Origin of the sequence: Streptomyces californicus, from assembly GCF_000717645.1 — a bacterium.
Classification (GTDB): Bacteria; Actinomycetota; Actinomycetes; order Streptomycetales; family Streptomycetaceae; genus Streptomyces; species Streptomyces californicus.
Map to the genome: position 1 here is coordinate 359,761 of NZ_JNZZ01000001.1, position 24,471 is coordinate 384,231.

16 protein-coding genes are annotated in these 24,471 nt (G+C 69.4%); 3 read left to right on the top strand and 13 right to left on the bottom strand.

Going from position 1 to position 24,471, the window contains the following annotated elements:
* Window positions 1-69 precede the first annotated feature (69 nt).
* Window positions 70-960 carry an endonuclease/exonuclease/phosphatase family protein gene (locus tag IF19_RS0101565; RefSeq protein ID WP_050493738.1) on the top strand — a complete coding sequence of 297 codons (891 nt, stop codon included), beginning with the start codon at window positions 70-72 and terminating at the stop codon, window positions 958-960.
* An 11-nt stretch (window positions 961-971) separates the two neighbouring features.
* Here the strand turns inward: IF19_RS0101565 and IF19_RS0101570 are convergent, their stop codons facing one another.
* The 4 genes from IF19_RS0101570 to IF19_RS0101585 all read right to left on the bottom strand — a co-directional run bounded on the left by IF19_RS0101570 (window position 972) and on the right by IF19_RS0101585 (window position 9,838).
* On the bottom strand, window positions 972-2,465 hold the full coding sequence (locus IF19_RS0101570) for a hypothetical protein (protein ID WP_030119856.1): 1,494 nt from the start codon (window positions 2,463-2,465) through the stop codon (window positions 972-974).
* Between the two features lie 74 nt (window positions 2,466-2,539).
* Window positions 2,540-4,537 (bottom strand): glycosyltransferase family 4 protein, encoded by a 1,998-nt coding sequence (locus tag IF19_RS0101575; RefSeq protein ID WP_030114836.1) that lies wholly within the window; start codon window positions 4,535-4,537, stop codon window positions 2,540-2,542.
* A gap of 87 nt (window positions 4,538-4,624) precedes the next feature.
* Window positions 4,625-8,485, bottom strand: a complete 3,861-nt coding sequence (locus tag IF19_RS0101580) for a bifunctional glycosyltransferase/CDP-glycerol:glycerophosphate glycerophosphotransferase (RefSeq protein WP_078580396.1) — start codon at window positions 8,483-8,485, stop codon at window positions 4,625-4,627.
* A gap of 276 nt (window positions 8,486-8,761) precedes the next feature.
* A complete protein-coding gene (locus IF19_RS0101585) occupies window positions 8,762-9,838 on the bottom strand; it encodes a PLL family lectin (protein ID WP_030114833.1) in 1,077 nt (358 codons plus the stop codon).
* Window positions 9,839-10,169: 331 nt separating this feature from the next.
* Between IF19_RS0101585 and IF19_RS0101590 the strand changes: the two genes are divergently transcribed.
* Complete coding sequence (locus IF19_RS0101590; RefSeq protein WP_030114832.1) at window positions 10,170-11,249, top strand: LCP family protein; 1,080 nt, start codon at window positions 10,170-10,172, stop codon at window positions 11,247-11,249.
* Between the two features lie 39 nt (window positions 11,250-11,288).
* Complete coding sequence (locus IF19_RS0101595) at window positions 11,289-11,690, top strand: PIN domain-containing protein (RefSeq protein ID WP_030114831.1); 402 nt, start codon at window positions 11,289-11,291, stop codon at window positions 11,688-11,690.
* Window positions 11,691-11,856: 166 nt separating this feature from the next.
* On the opposite strand, the gene IF19_RS0101600 is transcribed toward IF19_RS0101595, so the two are convergent.
* The 9 genes from IF19_RS0101600 to ngcE all read right to left on the bottom strand — a co-directional run bounded on the left by IF19_RS0101600 (window position 11,857) and on the right by ngcE (window position 24,030).
* A complete protein-coding gene (locus tag IF19_RS0101600; RefSeq protein ID WP_030114830.1) occupies window positions 11,857-13,323 on the bottom strand; it encodes an amino acid permease in 1,467 nt (488 codons plus the stop codon).
* A gap of 192 nt (window positions 13,324-13,515) precedes the next feature.
* On the bottom strand, window positions 13,516-15,432 hold the full coding sequence (gene dxs / locus IF19_RS0101605; protein ID WP_030114829.1) for a 1-deoxy-D-xylulose-5-phosphate synthase: 1,917 nt from the start codon (window positions 15,430-15,432) through the stop codon (window positions 13,516-13,518).
* A 167-nt stretch (window positions 15,433-15,599) separates the two neighbouring features.
* Entirely contained in the window at window positions 15,600-16,886 is a 1,287-nt protein-coding gene (locus tag IF19_RS0101610; protein WP_032747358.1) for a sugar ABC transporter permease, read from the bottom strand.
* A 44-nt stretch (window positions 16,887-16,930) separates the two neighbouring features.
* Window positions 16,931-17,719, bottom strand: a complete 789-nt coding sequence (locus IF19_RS0101615; RefSeq protein WP_030114826.1) for an ATP-binding cassette domain-containing protein — start codon at window positions 17,717-17,719, stop codon at window positions 16,931-16,933.
* A 311-nt stretch (window positions 17,720-18,030) separates the two neighbouring features.
* Window positions 18,031-19,143 carry a sugar ABC transporter substrate-binding protein gene (locus tag IF19_RS0101620; protein WP_030114825.1) on the bottom strand — a complete coding sequence of 371 codons (1,113 nt, stop codon included), beginning with the start codon at window positions 19,141-19,143 and terminating at the stop codon, window positions 18,031-18,033.
* 120 nt (window positions 19,144-19,263) lie between these two features.
* The gene (locus tag IF19_RS0101625; RefSeq protein WP_030114824.1) at window positions 19,264-20,463 is read right to left on the bottom strand and encodes an ROK family transcriptional regulator; all 1,200 of its coding nucleotides are present in this window, start codon (window positions 20,461-20,463) and stop codon (window positions 19,264-19,266) included.
* Window positions 20,464-20,677: 214 nt separating this feature from the next.
* The gene (locus IF19_RS0101630) at window positions 20,678-21,616 is read right to left on the bottom strand and encodes a carbohydrate ABC transporter permease (protein WP_030114823.1); all 939 of its coding nucleotides are present in this window, start codon (window positions 21,614-21,616) and stop codon (window positions 20,678-20,680) included.
* The gene (locus IF19_RS0101635) at window positions 21,616-22,536 is read right to left on the bottom strand and encodes a carbohydrate ABC transporter permease (protein WP_030114822.1); all 921 of its coding nucleotides are present in this window, start codon (window positions 22,534-22,536) and stop codon (window positions 21,616-21,618) included. The genes IF19_RS0101630 and IF19_RS0101635 overlap by 1 nt, the downstream gene beginning before the upstream one ends.
* A gap of 48 nt (window positions 22,537-22,584) precedes the next feature.
* Window positions 22,585-24,030: an N-acetylglucosamine/diacetylchitobiose ABC transporter substrate-binding protein gene (ngcE, locus tag IF19_RS0101640; RefSeq protein WP_030114821.1), complete on the bottom strand. Its 1,446-nt coding sequence runs from the start codon at window positions 24,028-24,030 to the stop codon at window positions 22,585-22,587.
* Window positions 24,031-24,471: the final 441 nt, after the last annotated feature.

A 24,471-nucleotide genomic window follows, 5' to 3' on the forward strand; every position in this document is an offset into this window, starting at 1 on the left:
ACGGGGCGGGCCGTACGGGATGATTCTCCCGTACGGCCCGCACACGTGTACGGGCCCGGGAAGGATCGCATGCGGAACGATACGGGCGGGGCCGGCCCGTACCGGCCTTCGGTGCGTCCGCTCGTCGTGCTGGCCGCGGCACTGCTCGCGCTGCTCCCGGTCTCGGCTCCGCTGCCCGCCCCGGCCCTTCGGACGGTGCCGGACGACCTGCGGATCGCCACCTGGAACATGTGCGGCGTGACGCAGTGGAACTGCGGGGGCACCGGCGGCGCCCAGCTCAAGATCCGGGCGCTCACCAGGCTGGCCACCCAGGACGGCGCGGACGTGATCCTGCTCCAGGAGGCCTGCTCGGACGATGTGGCCGCCGCCCGACGAGCGCTGGGCGCCGGTTGGGACACGGCCTTCCAGGGGTACGCCCATCGCCGGGCCACCGGACGGTACGCCCAGGTCGGCTGCGGGGCCGGCCGCGGCCGGGCGGGGATCGCCGTCCTGTCCGCCGCACCGCTGTCCCGGATCGAGACGGTGGACGCCCAGCAGCCCGAGGTCGGCCTTCACCGCGGCACACTGTGCGCGACGGTGTTCGAGCCCGGGATCCGGGTGTGCGGCGCCCATCTGAGCCTGCCGGGCAGCGACCGCGCGCATCCGGAGTGGGAACTGGGCGACGACCAGCTCGCGGCGCTGGTCGACGCGGCGGGTGGGCGTACGGTCTTCGGAGGAGATCTCAACAGCACGCCGCCCGGCGCCTCCAACGCCCGCTCCTGGATCTGGCCCGACGGGCCCTACGGCCGGTACCGGGAATGCGATCAGCAGGGGCCCGACGATCGCACGGGGCGGCCGACCCTGGTCTCCGGCGGCAAGGTCGACTACCTGTTCACCGATCTGCCGCGCTCCGGCTGCTCGGTGCGCGACACCTCGGCCTCGGACCACTTGGCCCTGATCATGGAGGTCCGCGCGGGCTGACGCCGCCGGTGTCAGCTCCGGTGGGCGTGGACCACGCCGAACCGCACGACGGTACGCGGGGATTCCTGACCGGAGGCGTCGACCGCGCGGCACTCCACGGTGTGCTCACCCTCGGCCCACGACCACCCGGGCTCGAAGGCCCAGCGCGTGTCCGGCGCCACCGGGGCGACGCCCAGTCGCATGCCGTCCTCGACGAAATCGACGCGGACGGCCCCCTCGGCGTATCCGGCGATGCCGATCAGCGGTCCCCGGACCTGATGTCCGGATCCCGGGACGACGATCACGGGCGCCGGGGGTGCCCCGGCCGACGGCAGGGGCGGGGCCTCCCCGGGCCGCGCCTGTCGCGGAACAGCTCCTGTGCCGACGGGGTGCTCTGCTCCCTCCGGCGCCTCCGCGACGGTGAACGTGATCTCGGCACGCTGGGAGTGGTAGCCGGCCGCGTCGACTCCCAGGATCCGCACGGGGTGGTCGCCCACGCTCCAGGGGCGGCCGAGTTCCCAGCTCCAGGTTCCGTCCGGTGCCACTTCCGGGGCGCCGAGGAACTTGCCGTGCTCCCAGACGCTCAGCCGGGCCGCGCCCGGGGCGATCCCGGTGAACGTCACCGACCGTTCGTACACCGTGCCGCCGGTCGGCGGGGTGTGGACGACGGGGGCGGCGAACGACTCCTGCACCTGCGAGGTGGCCTTGAGGTAGGCGTCGATGGCCGACGTGTCCCTGTCGGGCTGTTCTCCGCCGCTGCGCACGAACCCGATCCGCGGCGCGATCCCGTCGATGAGGAAATTCACGAGCCCCATCAGGACCGGCAGGTTGCGGCCCGTGACATGGGCGTGGTCGACGATGTGCGGCGAGTCGCTGAAGATGAAATTGAGGTTCTCGTAGCCGGCGAAGAGCGGCAGGAACGGTTCCACCTGCTCCTTGAACTGCTCGTCCTGCGGCGAGGAGAGGATGTAGATGTTGGCCCCGCGGTTCGCACCCGCCCGGACGAGCGACGGTATCGCGTCGTCGATGACGTGCGTGTTCTGTTCCGTGACCTCGCCCATCATGTGCTCGGCGATGGACGGGTACTGGAGGACGTAGCTGCCGATCCGGAACTGCGGAACCATCGAGACGATGTTCCGGAAGCCGTACTTCAGCCCGAAGTAGAGCGCGGCGCTCCCGCCCTTCGAGCCGCCCCACATGGTGCACTGGTCCGGTGTGAGCCCCAGCGAGTTCAGCACGTTGGAGATGAGGGAGACCACGGACCGCTCCAGCCCGAAGTCCATCCCCTTGCAGAGGTAGTAGCTGTTCTTGCCGTGGAACCGGTCACGGATCCACAGGACGTTGGACCGGAGCGTGTCGAACACGCCGTTGGACCACCCGTAGTCGCCGGGCACCGAGAAATTGGCGAAGACGACCACCAGATGGCGGTTGCCGTTGCGCGCGTGCGCGAACCGGTACTCGACCGGGAACGTCCCGGAGTTGTCGATACCGGTGTGCAGCGGACGGCCCGGGGCTGCTTTGGACACGGCGGGTGTTTCCCATCTCATGCAGGTCGGCGACCACCGGCCCGGAAGGCCGCGGACCGGTGGCCGCCCGTAGGTCAGACGTGCTTCACGGAGAACGACAGGTCGTTGTCGTCGGTGATGTAGGCGACGGTACGGTGCGCGACGCCGAGCTCCGAAAGGTCCACCGACGCGGGGAACCGGTCGGTGTGCTTCCGGCGGATGATGTCGCCGCCGATCCGTCCGGCCCGCATCTCGAACTCGTCGCCGATCCGGATGAACAGGTCCCAGATGTCGGTGGCGCCGAGGCGGCGGGCGAGGAACTCACGGTGCGGAACGGCGAACGTGACCGAGGCTCCACCGGCCGCCTGGGCGGGGACGGTGAACTCGGTCGTCCGGTCACCGCGGTGGCGCAGCACGGCGTGGACCGCCGTGCCCGCCCGCGCGGGCCGCGGCAGCAGCAGGCCGACGTGGAGGCCGGTGCGCCCCTCGTCGACGACGACCTGGCCGATCTCCGCGTGGGCCGGGCGGTACCACGTACGCAGGGCTATGAAATCGTCCATCGTCCGGTAGGGAATGGCGGCCGAGACACCCTGGGCATCCTGCCAGGGCTCCTGACCGCTGAGGTACTGATTCTCCACCCCCTCGGCCACGATGCGTTCGTCCTGGCCGTCGGGGCCGTGCAGCCTCAGGTCCCACGTTCCCTCGTGCGGGCGCAGCAGGCGGGGATCGATCGACGTCTCCGTCCAGAGCCGCCCGCGGGCGTCCTTGACGAGCCTTCCCGGTTCCACGGGGACCGTGCGGAGTTCCGGACTGTCGCGGAGCTTGATCCCCACCGCGTACCCGACGGCACCCTCGCCGGTGGTCTTCAACTGGAGCCGGAATCCGCCGCCCGGGGCCGCGACGAGGCGGCCCTGAGCCAGGACACGGGACTTCTGCGGCACGGGGCTGCGCACCCGGTCCGTGAGGAGGTGCTCGATGAGTTCCTCGTACCGCTGGGCGATGACGTCGGGGGCGAAGCGGTAGGCGTTCTGACGGGCCGCCTCGCTCATCTGCAGACGCAGCCGGTCGTCGTTGATGATCGCCAGCAGTCCCTGGGCCACCGACTCCGGGTCGCCGGGAACGGCCAGGAACCCGTCGACCCCGTGCTGAATGATCTCGCGGGGCCCCAGGGGGCAGTCGGTGCTGACGACGGGCAGGCCGGCCTGCATGGCCTCGACGATCGTCATGCCGAAGGACTCGTTGTCGGAGGTGACCGCGGCGATGTCGCCCTTGGCCCACTCGCTCTCCATGGGCGCGTGCGCGCCCATCAGCCGGACGTGGTTGTACAGGCCGCGTTCCATCACCAGATCCCGGAGGGACTGCTCCTCCTTGCCGGAGCCGTAGATCCGCAGCGTCCAGTCGGGCCGGCTGCGGACCACGGTCTCGAAGGCGCGGATGAGCACGTCGTAGCGCTTGACCTTCACCAGTCGCCCGGCGGCCACGACGATCCGCTGTCCGCTGCGGGCGGGCATGACGGTCGGCAGGGCCACCGGGTTGGGGATGGAGAGGATCCGGGAGGCGGCGTGCGGCAGGACGCCTCGGTAGATCTCCGCGTCGGCGTGGGAGACCGTCACGAAGGCGTCCATGTCGCCGATGATCTGGTTCTGCCGTTCGCGCTGCTCGGGGATCTGCGAGTCGTGGGTCAGGTGCTCCTGACCGATCCGGAGGTAGTCGCGTTCGCCGAAGTGCGCCAGGTACATGAGCAGCACCGGCCGGGTGGCTATGACGACGTCGGCCGTCGTCCCGTCCAGGTAGGAACCGATCCGCTGGTCCGTGAGCGCGTTGTACAACGGGGAGAACGAGGGGCTGCTCGGACTGACGGCGGACGGCCGTCGTGACAGCTGGTGGCCGCTGTCCGCGCTGTTGGCGCGGATGTCCACCAGCGGGGTCAGCCGGACGCCCGGCTCCACGGTCCCTTGCGGGGTGTCGCGCGTACGGAAGACGGAGACGATCTCGACCTCGTGGCGCTTGGCCAGCGCGCCGGCGAGGTTGAGGGTGGCGCTGACCGTGCCGCCGATGCCGTAGGCGTCGTGCAGCAGAAAGGCGATCTTCATGAGTGTTCGGTCTCCGGGGTCGGGTGGCTCGTACCGTGAGGGCGCTGGTCCGTGGCGGCGCCTGGCTCGTCCAGGGCCGCCACGGCGTCACATGACGATTCCCTCGTAGACGCGCTCGCCGGGAGCGGGCGCCCGGTCGTGCGGGCTTACCGCTTCCCCGAACGCCCGGCCGTCGGCCGGGAGGGTGCGCTGCGCCCCCTGACGGATGATCGACGGCGATGCCGTCCGGAGCTGCTGGATCGGCTGTGTCTGCTCCAGCACCCGGCGTGCCGGACGTTCCTGGCGTATCGGCACGGAGCCCACCGCGGGGGCCTTCGCCCGTTCGGGAGCGAGGTCGCCGCCGGCGATCAGGATGCGGTCGGTCAGCCGTGCGGAGGCGTAGCCGTCGTCCAGGTCGCAGAACTGGTCCTGGAACCAGCGGTACCGGTCGGCGTACGCCTCCTGGATGTTGTCGATGTCCCGGATCGCCGAGACCAGTTCGGCGGACTCGGACACCAGGGGGCCCGGCGCGCTCTCGGCGAACTCGAAGTAGAACCCGCGCAGGGTGTCCCGGTAGTGCTCCAGGTCGTAGGTGAAGAAGAGGATCGGCCGTCCCGTGTTGACGTAGTCGAACATCAGCGACGAGTAGTCCGTGATCATCACGTCGGTGATGAGGGACAGATCGGCCATGTCCGGGTAGTCGGAGACGTCGAAGACGAACCCGTCGCCGGCGCCCGGCACCGGGTCCACCACGTTCGGGTGGCGCCGCACCATCAGGACGTGGTCCGCTCCCAGCCGGGCGCGGGCGTCGTCGAGGTCGATCCGGAAGTCGAACTTGTACTTGCCCGGAGCGTAGAACTGGTCGTCGCGCCAGGTCGGGGCGTACATGATGATGCGCTTGCCGGCCGGAAGGCCGATGCGTCGGCGGATCTGCGCCGCCCGTTCCTCGGTCCCCGGCCTGCGCAGCAGGTCGTTGCGGGGGTAGCCGCATTCGACCATCTCGCCGGGGAACTGGAAGGCCCGTTTGAGGATGGGTGTGGAGAAGCTGTTCGGGGAGACCAGCATGTCCCAGTTCCGCACCTCCTTCGCGACCCGCTCCAGATAGCGCTGGTCGGCGAAGTGCACCGCCTCGATGTCATGGCCGATCTTCTTGAGAGGAGTGCCGTGCCAGGTCTGCACGACCACCTGTTCGGGACGCTTCTCGAACCAGTCGGGGAGGTGGTTGTTGGCGACGATGTAGCGGGAGGTGGCGAGCGCCTCGTACCACTCCTGGGACCACATCCGTACGGGGCGCGCCGTGGGCGGCAGGTCCACCTGGTCGTCGCGGACCACCCAGAGCTGTTCGATGTCGACGCCCCGGCCGATCATCTCCTCGTGGACGGCGCGCGGACTGTCCGAGTACTGCGTTCCCTTGAACGCGTCGAAGAGCACGGCGGGCCGGATCTCCCGGCGCCGGGCCTGCGGGTAGGTCTTGGTCCGGAGCAGCTTCTGCCGGTACGGGCCCCGGGCGTCCTCCGCCATCGCGGAGCGGACGAGGAGGGAGAGCCGGTCGTACGCTTCCGCCTGGAGGTCGTATCCGCGCCCGTCCAGTTCGGCCTCCTGGGGGAAGCCGGGTATCAGTTCCTGCTCGATCTTCAGCATGAGGTCGGGAGAACGGTCGGCGGGAGCCACGGTCGAGGGGTCCTGACGGCGCAGGAAGAAGTCCCAGCGGCCGGCCGCCAGCGGGACGGCTCCGGCCAGGGTGCGCATGGCGGCGGGGGTGACGAAGCAGCGGAAGCGGTGGCCGTCCCATTCCAGCGGGACCGCCCGCTCGGCGCCGTGGGCCCGGGACCTGACGACGACATGGGCACTGGTGTGCTCGGCAGGGGTGAGCAGGTCGTTGCACGAGTAGCCGCCGATGAGTTCCAGCGTGCCGTCCTCGTGCCAGCGCGTCTCGGTGACCAGCGGCAGCGTGTCCCGTTCGAAGAGGACGACGTAGCCGGAGCCGTTGCGGTGGACGACGACCTCCCGGTCCCCCGCCGCGGTCTGGATCTCCGCCGGCATCCGGTAGTGGCCGTCCGGGGTGCCTTCGGCCATCACCGGGTACAGCGGGCCCTTGCGGCCCTCCATGTGGACGGTCAGCTTCCACCCGTTGCTGCCCATGGTCCATGCCTGGGGTACGGAGTCGTCGCCGTCGGCACGCGACCCGGGCACGAGGTTGCGCAGCGGGACGCGGGTGGTGAAGGTGCACCACCCCTCGCCCCCGGGCTTGAACGACAGCCAGGACTCGTGCCGGCCGGCGCCGTTCATGCTGACGACCCGGACCTTCCCCCACTCGGGGACCCGGGGGGCCAGATAGACGCCGCCGAGCTCCAGGTGCCCGCCCACGATCCGGTGGCGGGTGATGCGGCACCGGACGATCTCGACGCGGAGCTTGAGCGAGCCGTGAGCGAAGAGGGGCACGATGCGGGTGTTCTTGTCGACATAGCGGTACGGGGGGTTGGCGGCGGATCCGGACCCTCCCCGCCCGACGCTCTTGTAGCGGAAGAGCCCGCGGCTGAAGACGCCGGCGGCGACGTCCCAGGTGCCCTCGACCCACTGCCCCTTCTTCTTGAGCCGAGTGGTGTCGAAGCGGCTCTCGAAGCCGGCCCAGTCGTAGCAGTAGCGGTTCTGGTTGGAGTACTCGGTCGCCTGCGGGTAGTAGACGGTCCGGGCCAGATTGACGATCTTGCTCCCGGACTTCTTGTTCCGCAGCGCCAGCGCCTTGGTGGACATGTGCTTCTTGTGCACGTTGATGAACCGGATGTACGCCGAGCCGGTCAGCGTCAGCCACTCGGCGTCCCAGTGCGCCCCCGTGAGCGAGCTGGCGGGGGACAGTTCCCGGTCGAGGCGGTAGTCGCTCTTGTACAGGCCCGTCTTGCGGTTCTCCAGGTGCGGGTAGTTCAGGTACCGCCGGAGCCGCCTGCGGACGGGGAGGGGGCCGCCCTTGCGCTCGAACTCGATGACGTCGAGCAGTTCGCCCAGGCGCCCCTGGTGGACCAGGAGCCACTTCACGCGGGCGTCGGCGGGCAGCTCCTCGATGAGGTCCTCGTCGGCCTCCCCCAGGAACTCCTGGGCCGCGTACATGAAGGCGTCGCGGTACTCGTCGTCCGCGTCGGGCAGCACCTTGAGGTGGAGCATGAGGTCGGATTTCAGGCACGCCAGGTCGTACTTGCGCTTGTACTCCTTGTACGCGCGCGACCGGTGCCCGCCGAGGAACCGGCTGACCGACTGCACGGCGGCGACCCGGTCGCGGAGGTTGTCGAGTTCGGTGTGCCGTTGGGTGATGGACGGCGCAGCGCCCCCGTCGCGCCGGCGCCAGAAGTAGACGATGTCGGTGATGACGTCGACCTTCAGCGCCTTGAAGTGCGCGAACATGTTGACCCAGGAATCCTCGTAGAGGACGCCCTCGGGAAAACGAATGAGGTGGTGGTCCCAGAAAGAGCGGCGGAATACCTTGTTCCACACGGTGCGGTCATAGATCAGCGCGTCGAACCGGGTGATGTGGGTGCCGCGACGGTCCTTCTGCATCGGCCCCTTGTGCAGGGGGGACTGCCACTTCTTGGTGGAATTCATCATCTGGACGTTGCCCGAGACGAAATCCGATCCGGACTCCGAAACCGTTCGTATGAGCAGTTCGTACGCGTACTCGGGAATGACGTCGTCGCCGTCCGCGAAGACGAGGAACTCGCCGTCCGGGTGCATGGCGTTCAGCCCCGTGTTCCGGGCGTGCCCGGGCCCCTGGGAGTCCTGACGGATCAGGCGGAAGCGCGGATCGCGGGCGCAGAACTCCTCCGCTATGGCTGTGGACCGGTCGGTCGAACCGTCGTCGACCATGACGACCTCGAAGTCCCGGAACGTCTGGCGGGCGATGGACTCCAGGCACTCGTCGAGGTAGGTCTCAACGTCCTGGAACGGGACGATGACACTCAGACGCGGCCCAGAGGCCATGCTTCACTCTCCAGTTCACAGCAGCAGTGAGCACACGGCCACCACCAAGATCCAACTCTGCCCACTACCCTCGCCCGAGCCCCCGTTGGCCCAGAGTCGGTCTTCTTCGATCGCGCACGGTCAACTCTCGAAGCTGTAGCACCAAGCACAAATCTTAGGTGAACATTAAAGGTTGTCAATGTGAGGATGAAGTGATGATCGCTCGATGATTCTGGACAGAGGCGCGTGATGTATGTCATGGACCACGCGGTGCAACCATCCGCGAAGAATCGCGATTCAGACCGTTCGCCAGTCGTCGAGCGTGAGGCCCGGACCTTCCGTCTGCCGAGCCATGCGCGGTTCGCCGTCTTCACCGACCACCGCCATCACCAGCATGCCGCGACCGTCGAGCGCCAGAGCGGGCGTACCCAGACAGCGGACCCCGGTGTCCGACCACCAGACCCCGTTGGCCTCGTTCTCGGTGACGCCGAGCCCCACCGCGGCCGTGCCGTCGGCCCCCTGATGGGCGAGCACCGTGCAGTCGTACCCGTCCACCGCCACCCGAATCGCCGCGTGCGGCCCGTCCCCGGGCGCCCCGCCCAGCGCCATCGGCCACGCACCCGCACGGAAGCCGACGACCCCGCCGGCCGGGTCGGTCCAGTAGTACGTGGCCCGGCCCGGCGCGGTCTCCAGCGCGGCCGTCGTGCCGGCCAGCACGGCCAGGCGCGACGGCTGCGCCTCGTGCCAGTCCCCGCCCGCCTCCTTCTGCTGCCAGTACAGCGTTCCGCCCTCGACCGCGGCGAAGAACTCCACCGCCCCCGAGGCGAGCGCGACCGCGACGGGATCGCCCTCCATGCGCGCCCCCTTGAGGTCCTCCCAGCCACGCCACGTGCCGTCGGGCCGTTCACGGCGCAGCATCAGCCCGCCGCCCGCGTTCCGCAGAACGATGTGGACCTCGCCCGAAGCGCTCACCACGACGTCCGGCGCTCCTATGCGGTGCCCTCCCGGCGCGTCCTTGTGCGGGTTGCCCAGCGACCGCCACGCGGTGACGGGACGGCCCGTCTGGTACTGGATCGCGTACACGATGTCGACGGCGGGGGTGGAGCCCGACGTACGCTCCCGCCGGCCGACGAAGTGAACGTAGCCATGGGTGTCCTGCACCACGGTCAGGTGGCCGAGCGAACCCCCGGTGGCGATATCGGCAACCGTCCAGCGGCTGCCCCCGGCCCGCTCCTGGGTCCAGCGGCGCAGGCCGTCCGCGCTGTGGACGTACAGGGTCAGGCGGCCGTCCTTGCCATGGGTCAGCCAGATACCGCTCGGCGCCTGGATGGAAGGGGCGACCTCCGAAGTCGCACGGGCATCGCGTCCGGGCATGGTTCCGCCGTCACCTTTCCAGTAGGAGCATCTGCTACGTCACGCCATGACTGACATATCGCTCACGATTTCGAATCCGCCCTATCCTAGACCTCGCCGGAGACACGGTTCCGGCGCACGGAACGACGCCGTCGGCCCTGTTCCGCCGCTGCCGCACCGCTCACCCCACAACGGCGCACCGTGCGCTCGCACGGGCACTCGATCGACTGTCTATAGTTCTTGTCCGCTTATAGTTCAGCTCCATTACCCATACGGACCGGCCCCTCCCCCCACCCGAGTCCACCCGCCACAGCCCTCCACCGGGCCGCGAGACCTAGGGACTCGAAACAGGATGAGCAACGACGTCATGCCGCCGGGCTCGCGCGCCTCCCGGCGCTCGGCACCGCCCCGCAAGCGCCGCCGCGGCCTCAAGATCACGCTCGGGATCCTGCTCGTCCTGCTGCTCGCCGGCGGTGGGACGGTCTACTGGCTCTACAGCCAGCTCGACAAGAACATCACCGGCGTCGACATCGACAAGGCGCTCGGCGACGACCGCCCGGAGAAGCTGCCCACCAGCGGGCAGAACCTGCTGGTCCTCGGCTCGGACTCGCGTGCCGGGGCGGAGAACAAGGAGCTGGGAGGCGGCGGCGCCGTCAGCGGCGCGCGCTCCGACACGGCGCTGGTGGTGCACATACCCGAGGGCCGGACGAAGGCGGTCGCCGTCTCGATCCCGCGCGACACCCTCGTGACCCGGCCCGAGTGCGTCGGCGAGAACGGCTCCACCGTCTCCTCCAAGGAGCGGGTCATGTTCAACTCCGTCTACTCCCAGGTCGGTCCGGCCTGTGTGGTGAAGACGGTGGAGAAGATGTCCGGCGTCCGCATCGACCACTACCTGGAGATCAACTTCGCCGGGTTCAAGGGCCTGGTGGACGCCATCGGCGGCGTCACCGTCGACGTGCCGCAGGACATCGACGACAAGGCGTCCGGGCTGCACCTGACCGCGGGCCCACAGAAGCTCGACGGCACCGAGTCCCTGGCGTACGTACGGACCCGGCACGGCATCGGCGACGGCAGCGACCTCGGCCGCATCGGGCTCCAGCAGCAGTTCCTGCTGGCCCTGCTGAGCGAGGTCAAGTCGCAGGACCTGCTGGGCAGTCCGGCCAACTCGTACAAGATCGCCAAGTCGGCCACCGAGTCGCTCACCACCGACAAGGAGCTCGCCTCGCTCACCTCGCTGGCGGAGTTCGCCCGTTCGATGAACGGCGTCGACCCGGCCTCGATGGAGACGATCATGCTGCCGGTGGCGTACGACCGGATCGACAGGAACCGGGTGGTCGCGGCCGAGCCGCAGGCGGGCCGGCTGTGGAAGGCGATCCGCGAGGACAACGCCGTCCCCGAGGACGCGAAGAAGTCCCCCGCCACCGGGGGCTGACGGCCTCTCGCACCGCGCTCCCCGTGACACCCTGCCGGGATGAGCGAGGAGAGCGCGGTGCTGGTGATCGTGGACGGGGCCAACGTGGTCGGCTCCGTACCGGACGGATGGTGGCGGGACCGGCGCGGGGCGGCCGAGCGGCTGCGGGACGCACTGGTCCACCGCGCCGAGGGGGGACTGCCCGGCCTGCCCGGCCCGCTCGACCTGGTGCTCGTCGTCGAAGGAGCGGCCCGGGGCGTCGCGTCCGTGCCCGGCGTCCGGGTGGCCTCGGCCCCCGGCAGCGGCGACGACCTGATCACCGAGCTGGCGGCCGGGGCGGGGCCCGGCCGGGAGTGCGTCGTCGTCACCGCCGACCGCGAGCTGCGCCGGCGGGTCGAGGCGTACGGGGCCCGGTGCGTGGGACCCCGTACGGTGCGGGCGGGGCAGCCGGACGGGCGGTGAGGCCCGACGGCGGGGCCGGGGAGGGCCGGGGTCTCGCCCGGCGGTGCGGTCCCGTGGAACCCGGGGCCCGTGAAGCCCGCAGGAACCCGGGGCCCCGCCCGGCGGTGAGGCCGACAGGACCCGGGGCCCCCGTGAGCCCCGCAGGCCCCGGGGCTGCGGGCACTCCTCAGCGGTTCTCCCTCGCCATCCGGCTGTGCGAGCGCCCGTAGACGAAGTAGATGACCACCCCGAGCACCATCCAGACGCCGAACCGCAGCCAGGTCTCCACCGGCAGGTTCAGCATCAGCCAGACGGACGCGGCCACCGAGACCACCGGGAGCAGCGGCACCAGCGGGGTGCGGAAGGCGCGGGGCAGATCCGGGCGGGTGCGGCGCAGGACCAGGACGCCGAGGGCGACGACGACGAACGCGAAGAGCGTGCCGATGTTCACCAGGGTGGCCAGCTCCTCGATGCTGGTGAACCCGGCGATGATCGCGATCAGCACCCCGAGCAGGATCGTCGGGCGGTACGGGGTGTGGAAGCGCGGGTGGGTCTTGGAGAAGAAGCGCGGCAGCAGCCCGTCCCGGCTCATCGCGAAGAAGACGCGGGTCTGGCCGAGCAGCAGGATCATGCAGACCGTGGTGAGGCCGACCGCGGCGCCGAAGCTGATCAGCCCGGCGTAGAACGGGTGCCCGGTGGCCTTGAAGGCGTCGGCGAGCGGGGCGCTGACGGACAGTTCACTGTAGTGCTGCATGCCGGTGACGACGATCGACACCGCCACGTAGAGCACCGTGCAGATGACGAGCGAGCCGAGGATGCCGCGCGGCATGTCGCGCTGGGGCAGCTTGGTCTCCTCGGCGGCGGTGGCCACCACGTCGAAGCCGATGAAGGCGAAGAAGACGATGGAGGCGGCGGTGAAGATGCCCATCACGCCGAAGTTGGTGGGTTCGTAGCCGAACATCAGCTGCACCAGCGGGGCGTCCCAGCCGCCGCCGGACTCCTGCTTCTCGGCCGGCGGGATGAAGGGCTTGAAGTTCTCCGCCTTGATGAAGAAGAGTCCGGCGATGATCACCATGAGGACCACGCCGACCTTGATCGCCACGACGACCGAGGTGACGCGGGCGGACAGCTTCATGCCGATGACCAGGATGACGGTCAGCACCAGCACCAGGGCGAAGGCCAGGATGTCGAAGCCGAATCCTTCCGCCACGTCCGTGCCCGACAGCACGTCGGGGAGTTTCCAGCCGGCGTTGTCCAGCAGTGAGCGGATGTAGCCGGACCAGCCGACCGCGACGACCGCGGTGCCGAGCGCGAACTCCAGCACCAGGTCCCAGCCGATGATCCAGGCCACCAGCTCGCCCAGCGAGGCGTACGAGAAGGTGTACGCGGAGCCGGCCACCGGGACGGTGGAGGCGAACTCGGCGTAGCAGAGCGCCGCCAGTCCGCAGACGACGCCCGCGACGACGAACGCGATCGCGGTGGCGGGGCCCGCCGTCTCCTTGGCGACCTGGCCGGTGAGGACGAAGATGCCGGTGCCGATGATGACGCCGACGCCGAAGACCGTCAGGTCCAGGGCGGAGAGGGACTTCTTGAGCCCGTGTTCCGGCTCCTCGGTGTCCCGGATCGACTGCTCGACCGATTTCGTCCGGAACATACCGTTTCGACGGGGTGGTGTGACCTGCGCGCTCACCTGCGTTACCTCCACGCATTCGATGTGAACGCCATGATTCGGACCGGTTTGGCGAGGGAACACGCCATCTGGCCCGTTTCATGCGAATGGGCCGGGAGAACCACCCGTACAGGGGCGGTTCGCCCGGCCCGTCGGCCGTACGAAGCGGTACGCGGATCAGTCGCGCGCGGGCTCCGCGGCGCGGCTCTCGAAGCGGCCGTCCAGCTTGGCGACCAGACCGGTGACCTGGCGGGCGATGTCCGGCGCGGTCAGTCCGATCTCGGCCATGACCTCGCCGCGCGAGGCATGGTCGAGGAAGACCGGCGGGATGCCGAAGTCGCGCAGGGGGACGTCCACGCCGGCGTCGCGCAGGGCCTGGGCGACGGCGGAGCCGACGCCTCCGGCGCGGCTGTTGTCCTCGACCGTGACGACGACCCGGTGGCGCTCGGCGAGCGGGGCGAGCGCCTCGTCGACCGGCTTGACCCAGCGCGGGTCGACGACCGTGCTGGAGATGCCCTGGGCGTCCAGCAGGTCGGCGATCTCCAGGCACATCGGGGCCAGCGCGCCGACGGAGACGAGCAGCACGTCCGGCCGGGCGTCCGTCTTCGGCTCGCGCAGGACGTCCATGCCGCCGACCCTGCCGACCGCCTTGACGGCGGGGCCGACCGCGCCCTTGGAGAAGCGGACCACGGTGGGGGCGTCGTCCACGGCGACGGCCTCGCGCAGCTGGGCGCGGACCTGGTCGGCGTCGCGCGGGGCGGCGATGCGCAGGCCGGGCACGCACTGGAGGATCGACATGTCCCACATGCCGTTGTGCGAGGCGCCGTCGGTGCCGGTGATGCCGGCCCGGTCCAGGACGAAGGTGACCCCGCACTTGTGCAGGGCGACGTCCATCAGGACCTGGTCGAAGGCGCGGTTGAGGAAGGTGGCGTAGACCGCGAAGACCGGGTGGAGGCCGCCGGTGGCGAGGCCGGCCGCGGAGACCGCGCCGTGCTGCTCGGCGATGCCGACGTCGTAGATCCGGTCGGGGAAGGCCGCCTCGAACTTGCCGAGGCCGACCGGCTGGAGCATGGCCGCGGTGATGGCGACGATGTCCTCGCGCTCCTCGCCGAGCTTGACCATCTCCTCGCCGAAGACGGAGGTCCAGTCGAGGCCGGAGGTGGAGATCGGCAGGCCGGTGTCCGGGTGGATCTTGCCGACGGCGTGGAAGCGGTCGGCCTCGTCCTCCAGGGCCGGGGTGTAGCCGCGGCCCTTCTCGGTGAGGCAGTGCACGATGACGGGGCCGCCGAAGCGCTTGGCGCGCTGGAGGGCCGATTCCAGGGCCTCGATGTCGTGGCCGTCGATGGGGCCGACGTATTTGAGGCCGAGGTCCTCGAACATGCCCTGCGGGGCGATGAAGTCCTTGAGGCCCTTCTTGGCGCCGTGCAGGGTGTCGTACAGCGGGCGGCCGACGACCGGCGTGCGCTCCAGCAGGTCCTTGCCGCGGGCCAGGAACCGTTCGTAGCCGTCGGTCGTACGGAGCGTGGCCAGGTGGTTGGCGAGGCCGCCGATGGTCGGGGCGTAGGAGCGCTCGTTGTCGTTGACGACGATGACGAGGGGGCGGTCCTTGGCGGCGGCGATGTTGTTCAGCGCCTCCCAGGCCATACCGCCGGTGAGCGCGCCGTCGCCGATGACCGCGACGACGTGGTCGTCCTTCTTCAGGACCTCGTTCGCCTTGGCCATGCCGTCGGCCCAGCCGAGGACGCCCGAGGCGTGGCTGTTCTCGATGACGTCGTGGTCGGACTCGGCGCGGGAGGGGTAGCCGGAGAGGCCGCCCTTGCTCTTGAGGCGGGAGAAGTCCTGGCGGCCGGTGAGCAGCTTGTGCACGTACGCCTGGTGGCCGGTGTCCCAGAGGACCTTGTCCCGGGGCGACTCGAAGACGCGGTGCAGGGCGATGGTGAGCTCGACCACGCCCAGGTTGGGGCCGAGGTGTCCGCCGGTCTTCGACACCGCGTCCACCAGGAAGGTGCGGATCTCCTCCGCGAGCCGGTCCAGCTCACCGAGGCTGAGCCGGTCCAGGTCGCGCGGTCCCTTGATGCGGGTCAGCAGATCCACCCGTGCCTCCTTGCGTTTGAGCTGATCGAGCGTGCGTGCCGATCCGATGAGTCTAATGTTCCGCTCCCGGGAGTGGGCAGCGGGCGGTCCGGTTCGTAGCGATACCCGGACACGCGCAGGTGCCCGGCACCCCCCTGGGGGCGCCGGGCACCTGCGCGGATGTGCGGTCAGGCGCGACCCGCGGTCTTCTGGGTCTTACGGGTGACGGAGTCGATGACCACCGTGGCCAGGAGCACGGCGCCGGTGACCATGTACTGGATCGGCGTGGCGATGCCCTCCAGCGACAGTCCGTACTGGATGGAGACGATCACCATGACGCCGAGGAGCGCGTTCCAGGTGCGGCCGCGGCCGCCGAAGAGGCTGGTGCCGCCGATGACGGCCGCCGCGATGACGTTCATCAGGAGGTCGCCGGTGCCGGAGCCCTGGTTGGCCGCCGCGATCTTGGAGGCCCAGAACAGGCCGCCGATCGCGGCGAAGGTCCCCGCGATGGAGAAGACGGAGATCCGGATCGCGGTGACGTTGATGCCGGCACGCCGGGACGCCTCGACGCTGCCGCCGAGCGCGAAGATCTTCCGCCCGTAGGCCGTGCGGCGGAGCAGGAAGTCCGTGCCGACCAGGACGATCAGGAAGAGGACCAGGGCGAGCGGCAGGCCGCGGTACTGGTTGAACATGTACGCGGCGGCGAAGGCGAACACCGCGAGGACGGCGGTGCGCACGGCGATGTCGGCGATCGGCCGGGACGGGATGCCCGCGGCCTCGCGGCGGCGGGTGTCCAGGAAGGCGGCGGCGAAGTAGCCGACGACCGCGATCGCGGCGAGCCCGTAGGCGGCGGCGACGTCGGTGAAGTAGTACGTGGTCAGCTGGCCGACCACGCCCTCCCCGTCCAGGTTGATGGTGCCGGAGTCGCCGAGGAGCTGGAGCATGAAGCCCAGCCAGAACAGCAGGCCGGCCAGGGTGACGGCGAAGGCGGGGGCCCCGATCCGGGCGAAGAAGAAGCCGTGGATCGCGCCCATCACCGCGCCGCTGACGATGGCGACGACGATCGCCAGCCACTCGTTCATGCCCTGGGTGACGCTGAGCACCGCGACGAGGGCGCCGGAGACGCCGGAGACGGAGCCGACCGAGAGGTCGATCTCGCCGAGCAGCAGGACGAAGATGATGCCGACGGCCATCATGCCGGTGGCGACCATGGTGACCGCGATGTCGCTGATGTTCTTCGCGGAGAGGAACTCGGAGTTCAGGCTCTGGAAGACGATCGCGATGATCGCGAGGCCGATGACGACCGGGATGGAGCCCAGGTCGCCGCCGCTGATCTTGCGCTTGAACTCGGTGAGGTACCCGGCGAAGCCCTGCTCGCGGATGAGCAGGCGGGGGTCGACGACGGTGGCGGCGCCGTCGGCCGCGTCAGGGTTGCCGACCGGCGGGGCGTCGACGGGGTCGGCGCCCTTGTCCAGGGACGGGCCGGCCTTGTCCGCCGTGTTGGCGGTCTCGTCGGTGGTCACTTCGAAACCTCCGCGTTGCGCGCCGCACGTCGGGTCACGGCGTTGTCCGTGGCGCCCGTGATGGCGGAGATGATCTCTTCCTGGGAAGTGGTCCTCACATCGAAGACCCCGTTGTTCCGGCCCAGCCGGAGCACCGCGACCTTGTCCGCGACGGCCTTCACGTCGGCCATGTTGTGGCTGATGAGGATGACCGCGTGGCCGCGCTCGCGCAGCCGCTCGACGAGGTCGAGCACCTGGGCGGTCTGCTCGACGCCGAGGGCGGCGGTCGGCTCGTCGAGGATGACGAGCCTGGGCTCGCCGAGCATCGAGCGGGCGATGGCCACGGTCTGGCGCTGACCGCCGGAGAGCGAGGCGATCGGGATGCGGACGCTCGGGATGCGGATGGAGAGCGTGGAGAGCAGCTCGCGGGAGCGGCGCTCCATCTCCACCTCGTCCAGCACGCCGAAGCGGCGCAGCTCCCGGCCGAGGTAGAGGTTGCCGACGACGTCGATGTTGTCGCACAGCGCGAGGTCCTGATAGACGGTCGCGACGCCGAGGTTCTGGGAGTCGTGCGGCTTGTTGATCTGCACGGCCCGGCCTTCCCACTCGATGACGCCGTCATCGATGGGGTGCACTCCGGCGATCGTCTTGACCAGCGTGGATTTACCGGCGCCGTTGTCGCCGACCAGGGCGACCACCTCGCCGGCGTGGACCTCAAGCTCTACATCGGTGAGTACCTGGACGGCACCGAAGCGCTTGGAGACCCCTCGCAACGCCAGCACGGGCGTAGCGGACACATGAACCATCTCCTTCGCCGCCTGACCGGCGGGGATGCCGCGCCCGGGGGAAGGCGCGGCGGTGTCGAGCAGAAGGGATACGGGAAAGGGGGAAGCGTTCCGCCCGGCGCCCCGCCCGGTAGCGGGACGGTTGGTGTGCGGGGCGCCGGACAGGCTTCGTGGCGCGTGCCGGGCCGGTGGGCCGGGCGCGTGCGCGGGCGGTGGGCCGCCCGGTCCTCGCGCGGGTGCGCGGCGGACCGGGTGGCGGTGGAGCGGGCGGGGGCCGGCCGCTCGGGGGCGGAACGGAGTCCCGGGGCCGGGCCCCGGGGCGCCGCTCCGGACTACTTGAGGCCGATCTTGTCGCAGGCGGCCTTGTACTTGGCCGAGCAGATCTCGTCCATGGTCCAGATGCCGTCCTTGATGACGGTGTCCTTGATGTTGTCCTTGGTCAGGGAGACGACCGGGACGAGGACCGTCGGGATGCCCTTCGCGGTGGCGCTGTCGACCTTCGAGGTGGCGATGGAGTCGAGCTTCTCGCCCTTGGCGAGGGCGACGGCCATCTCGGCGGCGACGATGCCCTCGGCCGGGTAGGACTTGTAGACGCTCATGAACTGCTCGCCGGAGACGATGCGCTGCACGCCCGCGAGTTCGGCGTCCTGGCCGGTGACCGGCGGGAGCGGCGAGATGCCGGCGGCCTTGAGGGCGGTGATGATGCCGCCCGCCATGCCGTCGTTGGCGGAGTAGACGCCGTCGATCTTGTCCTTGCCGAGCGCGGTGATCGCCGCTTCCATGTTGGCGTTGGCGTTCTCCGGCTTCCACTCCTTGGTGTCGTACTCCTTGCCGTACTTCACCTTGCCGTCGAGGACGGACTTGGCGCCGGACTTGAAGAGCGCGGCGTTCGGGTCGGTGATCGCGCCGTTCATCATCACGATCGTGCCGCCGTCGGCCTTGTCGCCCAGGGCCTCCAGCAGGGCGGTGCCCTGGGCCCGGCCGACCTCTTCGTTGTCGAAGGAGGTGTAGGCGTCGATGGGGCCCTCGGCGAGGCGGTCGAAGGCGACGACGGGGATGCCGGCGTCCTTGGCCTTCTTGACGCTGTTGGCGATCGCCTTGGAGTCCACGGAGCCCAGGATGAGCGCGTCGACCTTGTTGGTGATCATGGTGTCGACCTGCTGGGCCTGCGTGTTCGCATCCTGCTTGGCGTTGGCGTAGGTGACCTTCGCCTTGCCGCCGGTGAGCTCGCCGATCTTCTTCTCGATGATCGGACGGTCGAACTTCTCGTAGCGGGCCGTCTGGTTCTCGGGGAGGAGCAGACCTATCTTCAGGTCGTCGCCCTTCTTCTCCGAGCCTCCTTCGGCCTTGTCGCCGGACTCCTTGGCGCTCCCGCAAGCGGCCAGCGAGATCGCCATGGTGGTGGCGGCAACGGCAACGGCGGCACGACGCATACGCGTGTTCATTCTCGAACCTCCCTGACGAGGCCGCGACGTTGCGGCCGAGGTGGCTGGAAGTCAACTCGGCCGCAGCGTCAGCGTCAAGGAGTAAATCCTTAACGAGATGACAACGGTGCCATTCGTTATCTAAGTGAAGGCAGGAGTCGCCGCGGGGACGGTGCTCTCCAAAAGGGTCGAATCCCCCATCTCGCTCAGCACCAGGGCGAGCGCGCCCAGGACCTCGGCACGGCCGCCGAGCGCTCCGGGGAGGACCGACAGCTGCCGGGCCGCGCTGGGGATCGCGTACCGCGACACGGAGTCCCGTATGGGCCCCAGGACCAGCTCCCCGGCCTCCGCCAGCGAGCCGCCGAGCACGACGCGGCTGGGGTTGAGCAGGTTGCACAGGTTGGCCACGCCGCTGCCGATGTGGCGGCCCACGTCGCCGATCACCCGGCGGCACCCCGGATCGCCCTCGCGGGCCAGCTGGACCACCCGCTCCATGGTGAGCCCGGGACCGTGGCTGGGCTGGAGCAGGGGCAGGACGTACCGGGCGGCGGTGAAGGTCTCCAGGCAGCCGCGGTTGCCGCAGCGGCAGACCGGGCCCGACTCGTCCAGCGTGATGTGGCCGATCTCCCCGGCGGTGCCGCCCGGGCCCCGGTAGATGGTCCCGTCGATCACCAGTCCGGCGCCGACGCCGCTGGCCACCTTGATGTACGCCAGGTCCTTGACGCCCCGGCCGCTCCCCCAGACCAGCTCGCCCAGCGCCCCGAGGTTGGCGTCGTTGTCGACGTACACGGGCACGCCGAGCCGGCCGGAGAGCTCTTCGCTGGGGTTGATGCCCGTCCAGCCCGGCAGGATCGAGGTGGAGCCCAGCGTGCCCGACTCGACGTCGATGGGGCCCGGCACGCCGAGACCGATCCCGATCACCTTGTCGGGGCCGATGCCGGTGGCCTCGATCAGCCGCTTGACCAGGACTTCGGCCCGGTCGAACCCCTCGGCGGACGAGGCGTCCACGTCGAGCGGCTCGGACTCCTCGGCGAGCACCTGGTGGGCGAGGTTGCCGACCGCCACGCGCAGGTGCGTATGGCCGAAGTCGACGCCGATGACGATGCCCGCGTCACCGCTGAGCGAGACGCTGCGCGCGCGCCTGCCGCCCGCGGAGGTGGGCGTGACCTCGACCGTTCCGCCGTCCTTCAGCTCCCGGACGATATTGGAGACCGTGGCCGCCGAGAGTCCGGTGCTCCGGGCGATCTCCGCCTGGGTGAGCGATCCCGCCATCCGTACGGCGCGGACGACCCGCTCCAGATTGGCCCTGTGCAGCGATGTCTGCGACCCGGGAGTCTCCATCGACTCATCCACTCCTGCCCTTGGCGGGCGGTCCGCGAGGACCGCCCCGGCCGGGGCCGCAGCGACGAGACCCCGGCTTCCTCCAACATGTGAACTCTAAGCTGACCTTTCGGGGGTGCCTCCCGTCAAGACCTGAGCACCGGCGCACGCACGACGGCCCGGTGCCCCGGCGGACGAACTCCGCCGGGGCACCGGGCCGTACAGGGGACGGGGGCTACTTCAGGGCGCCCGCCGTCAGGCCGGAGACGACCTGCCGCTGGAAGATGATGTACGCGGCCAGCACGGGCAGCATGGCGATCACCAGACCGGCGAAGAGGCCGGAGTAGTCGCCCTTGTACCCCTGGCTGGCGGCCAGCTCCACCAGGCCCTGGGCCAGCACGCGCTTCTCCGGGTCGGTGTTCAGCACCGTCGGCAGCATGTACTGGTTCCACTGCCCCAGGAAGTTGAAGATCCCGACGCTGATCAGGCCGGGCTTGGCCATCGGCAGCATGACCTGGAAGAACGTCCGGGTGTGCGAGGCCCCGTCGATGATCGCCGCCTCCGCCACCGAGGTCGGCAGCGTACGGAAGAACGAGGTCAGGAAGAAGACCGTGAAGGGCAGCGAGTACGCGATGTACACGGCGATCAGGCCGTGGATCGTGTTCAGCAGCCCCATGTTGTCCATGACGTAGAACAGCGGGACCAGCGCCAGCATGATCGGGAAGCTCATGCCGCCGACGAACAGGAAGTAGATGAACCGGTTGCCCGGGAACTCGAAGCGGGCCAGCACATAGGCGGCCATGGAGCCGAGGACCAGGGTGCCGACGAGCGAACCGCCCACCACCAGGATGGTGTTCAGGAAGTACTCGCTCATGTGGGCCTGGCTCCAGGCCCGGCCCCAGCTGTCGAAGTTCAGCGAACTCGGCAGCGACCACGGGGTGTTGAAGATGTCCGAGTCGGTCTTGAACGAGGACATCACCGCCCAGAACAGCGGCAGGACGACCATGATCGCCCACAGGATCAGCATCCCGTGCGAGAAGACGTTGAGGACGTGGCCCTCACTGCTCTTCGCGGGGGCCGACGAGCCCTTGGAGACGCTCCCGGAGCGCTGGGCCGGGACCGCGGCCGTGTCGGCGCCGGAGGGCCTGGACGGAGGGGTGTCAGTGGTCTTCATCAGAACTCCAGCCGCTCGCGCCGGCCCACCCGCATGACGATGGCGGCGAACGCCAGGGTCACGATGAGCAGGGCGACACCGATCGTGGTCGCGTAGCCCGCCTGTCCGTCACGGAACGCCGCCTGGTAGACGTACAGCGGCAGGACGGTGGTCGAGTAGTCGGGCCCGCCGGGGCCGACGCTCATGATGTGGACGATGGCGAAGCCCTCGGCGCCCAGCGCCAGGATGCCCATGTAGACCCAGCCGGACTGGACGGTGTCCCACAGCAGGGGCAGCGTGATCCGGAAGAAGGTCGTGAAGCGGCTCGCCCCGTCCAGCAGGGCGGCTTCGTAGAAGTCCTTGGGGATGGAGGCCATGCCGGCGGAGAACAGCACCACGAAGAAGCCGGTCGTGCACCAGACGAGGACCGCCATGATGACCCACAGGGCCAGGTCCGGGTCGCCCAGCCAGGTCGGCACGTCGTCGAAGCCGACGGCCTTGAGGGTGCCGTTGATCATGCCCTGGGCCGGGTCGAAGGCGAACTGGAACAGGATGGCCACGATCGCGATCGAGAGCACCTGCGGGAAGAAGTACGCGATCTTGTAGAAGCCCGAGCCCCGTACGCCGGTGACGGCGGCGCCCTTGCGGCGCCGTCCGCCCACGTTGAGCATGAAGGCGAAGAAGAGCGCGAGGCCCAGCGTCACCAGCGGCAGCAGTACGGCCAGCAGCACGCTGTGCTGCAGCGATTTCCAGAAGACGTCGTCGTCGAGCATCTTGGCGTAGTTGTCGAACCCGACCATCTTGAAGTCGGGGCTCAGGCCCGTCCAGTCCGTGAACGAGTAGTAGATGGACTGGATGAAGGGCCAGATGACGAAGATGACGTACAACGCCATCGGAACCACCAAGAACCCGACTATGAACCGGTATTTACCGTGTTGCATCGTTACCGACTCCGACCTTCCCGTGCTGCCGCCGCTGGTGACGCGTGGTCACTGGTGCTTGAAGTGCTTGATGGACTGGTCCTTGGCGGTCGCGTCGGCGAAGGCCTGGATCTTCTTGATGGTCTCGGCCGGCTTGGCGCGGCCCGCCATCATCTCGCCGAGCGCGGCGACACCGATCTGCTCCTTCTGGAGCTTCACGTACCAGTCCTGCAGGCGCGGGTTGACCACGTTGGTGCCGGCCTTCTCCAGCGCGGCGACACCGGACTTGAGGCCGTCGGAGAGCTCGATGCCGTCCGTGCCGCCGTTGAAGGCGGACAGCGACTTGGTGCTGGTGGTGAAGGACTTGGAGGACGCCTCGCTGAGCATGATGCGCAGCTGCTCCAGACCGCCCTCGGGGTTCTTCGCCTTGCTCGGGACGATGAACGGCTCGCCGCCGGAGGCCCAGATGGTGCCGAAGGGCATCTTGTCGGAGGAGTCGAGGCCGGAGGGGGCGCCCACGGACAGCTTGAAGTCCTTGGGGATGATCGCCGCTTCCTCGTTCTCCACCCAGGAGCCGTTCGGGATGAACAGCGCCTTGCCGCGGGCCCACGCGCCCTGCGAACCGCGGTGGTCCAGGCCCGGGGTGCCCTCCAGGATGTAGCCCTTGGCGACGAGCTCGTAGTACGCCTCGAAGGCGGCCTTGACCGCGGGGTGCTCCCAGGCCTTCGGCTCCAGGTTGTCGATCGCGTCGAGGACCTCGACGCCGCCGATCTTGGCGATGAAGGGGTACAGCGAGAAGGGGAGGTAGTAGGGGTGCTTGCCGGGGTACGTCCAGCCGGCGATGCCCTCCTTCTTCGCCTTCGCGCAGAGCGCGAGCATGTCGTCCCAGGTCTCCGGGTACGTGGCGTCGAGCTTCTCCAGCGCCGTCTGCGAGTACCAGACGCCGTAGACCGTGTACGCGTAGTACATGATCCAGACCGGGTCGCCGTCGAACTGGCCCATCTCGACGATGCCGGGCCGCAGGGTGTCGCGGACCTTCTTGGCGGGGTCGTCGATGGAGGGGGCGTCGAGGAGCGGGGTCAGGTCGGTGAGCTGCTTCTTGCCGACCAGGACGCCCATGTCCATCTGCTGGGCACCGGAGTTGTCGATCAGGTCCGGCGGGGTGCCACCGTTGAACCGGGGCTGGAGGACCGACTGGATCTTCTGCGTCGCGGAGAACTTGACCTTCGCCTCGGGGTAGGTCTTCTCGTAGACGGCCTTGGCGTCCTCGGCGTACTTGGTGCCGAAGCCGCCGTCGAAGATGACGATCTCCAGGGGCGCGCTGCCGTTGACGGCCAGCGGGTTCTTGTCGGTCTTCTCGCCCTTTTCGACCTTGTCGTCGCTGCTGCTGTCGCCGCTCGCGCAGGCGGACAGGAAGCTCATCGTCGGAACGGCGATCAGGCCGAGGGCGGCCGAACGCTTGATCAGATCGCGACGGCCAAGGCCCTCATTGTTGTGGGCGGAGGTGGATCCCATGCTCAAGTCCTCGCCTTCTCCAGGACTCAGGCGGTGTACCGGTCACCCGTGGAAACTCGCCTCAGGCGAAGGGGCCCGCCACCGCGGTCAGTTGTGCTGATGGGTCATGCGGATGTGCAGATGTACCGGCCGGGCCGGTGCAGGGGGGGGCGTCGGGAGACAGTACAGCGAGGGCGCCTCAACCGCCCCCGTGACCGTCGCTGTTCTCCCCCGTGCGCGCACATCCGCGTGAAGCGGCTGTGCAGGTGCCGACAGGTATAGTCCACTTGTCGCCAACTGAGCAAGATCGAATGCACGTTTGGGCGGCAGTCTTTCCCGAGTTGAGACCTGGCCGACATTCCGGTCGGCCGCCTCCCCCACCCCGGGCGGCTATCTCCCCATTCCGGCCGATTCGCCGTGCGGCCCCTCGGCAACACCCTTGACACGCCCCTTCACTTGGCT

Coding starts and splice junctions, on each gene's coding strand:
- IF19_RS0101565 (WP_050493738.1), top strand. CDS start 70: ATGCGGAACGATACGGGCGGGGCCGGCCCGTACCGGCCTTCGGTGCGT.
- IF19_RS0101575 (WP_030114836.1), bottom strand. CDS start 4,537: ATGAAGATCGCCTTTCTGCTGCACGACGCCTACGGCATCGGCGGCACG.
- IF19_RS0101580 (WP_078580396.1), bottom strand. CDS start 8,485: ATGGCCTCTGGGCCGCGTCTGAGTGTCATCGTCCCGTTCCAGGACGTT.
- IF19_RS0101585 (WP_030114833.1), bottom strand. CDS start 9,838: ATGCCCGGACGCGATGCCCGTGCGACTTCGGAGGTCGCCCCTTCCATC.
- IF19_RS0101590 (WP_030114832.1), top strand. CDS start 10,170: ATGAGCAACGACGTCATGCCGCCGGGCTCGCGCGCCTCCCGGCGCTCG.
- IF19_RS0101595 (WP_030114831.1), top strand. CDS start 11,289: ATGAGCGAGGAGAGCGCGGTGCTGGTGATCGTGGACGGGGCCAACGTG.
- IF19_RS0101600 (WP_030114830.1), bottom strand. CDS start 13,323: ATGTTCCGGACGAAATCGGTCGAGCAGTCGATCCGGGACACCGAGGAG.
- IF19_RS0101615 (WP_030114826.1), bottom strand. CDS start 17,719: ATGGTTCATGTGTCCGCTACGCCCGTGCTGGCGTTGCGAGGGGTCTCC.
- IF19_RS0101620 (WP_030114825.1), bottom strand. CDS start 19,143: ATGAACACGCGTATGCGTCGTGCCGCCGTTGCCGTTGCCGCCACCACC.
- IF19_RS0101625 (WP_030114824.1), bottom strand. CDS start 20,463: ATGGAGACTCCCGGGTCGCAGACATCGCTGCACAGGGCCAATCTGGAG.
- IF19_RS0101630 (WP_030114823.1), bottom strand. CDS start 21,616: ATGAAGACCACTGACACCCCTCCGTCCAGGCCCTCCGGCGCCGACACG.
- IF19_RS0101635 (WP_030114822.1), bottom strand. CDS start 22,536: ATGCAACACGGTAAATACCGGTTCATAGTCGGGTTCTTGGTGGTTCCG.
- ngcE (WP_030114821.1), bottom strand. CDS start 24,030: ATGGGATCCACCTCCGCCCACAACAATGAGGGCCTTGGCCGTCGCGAT.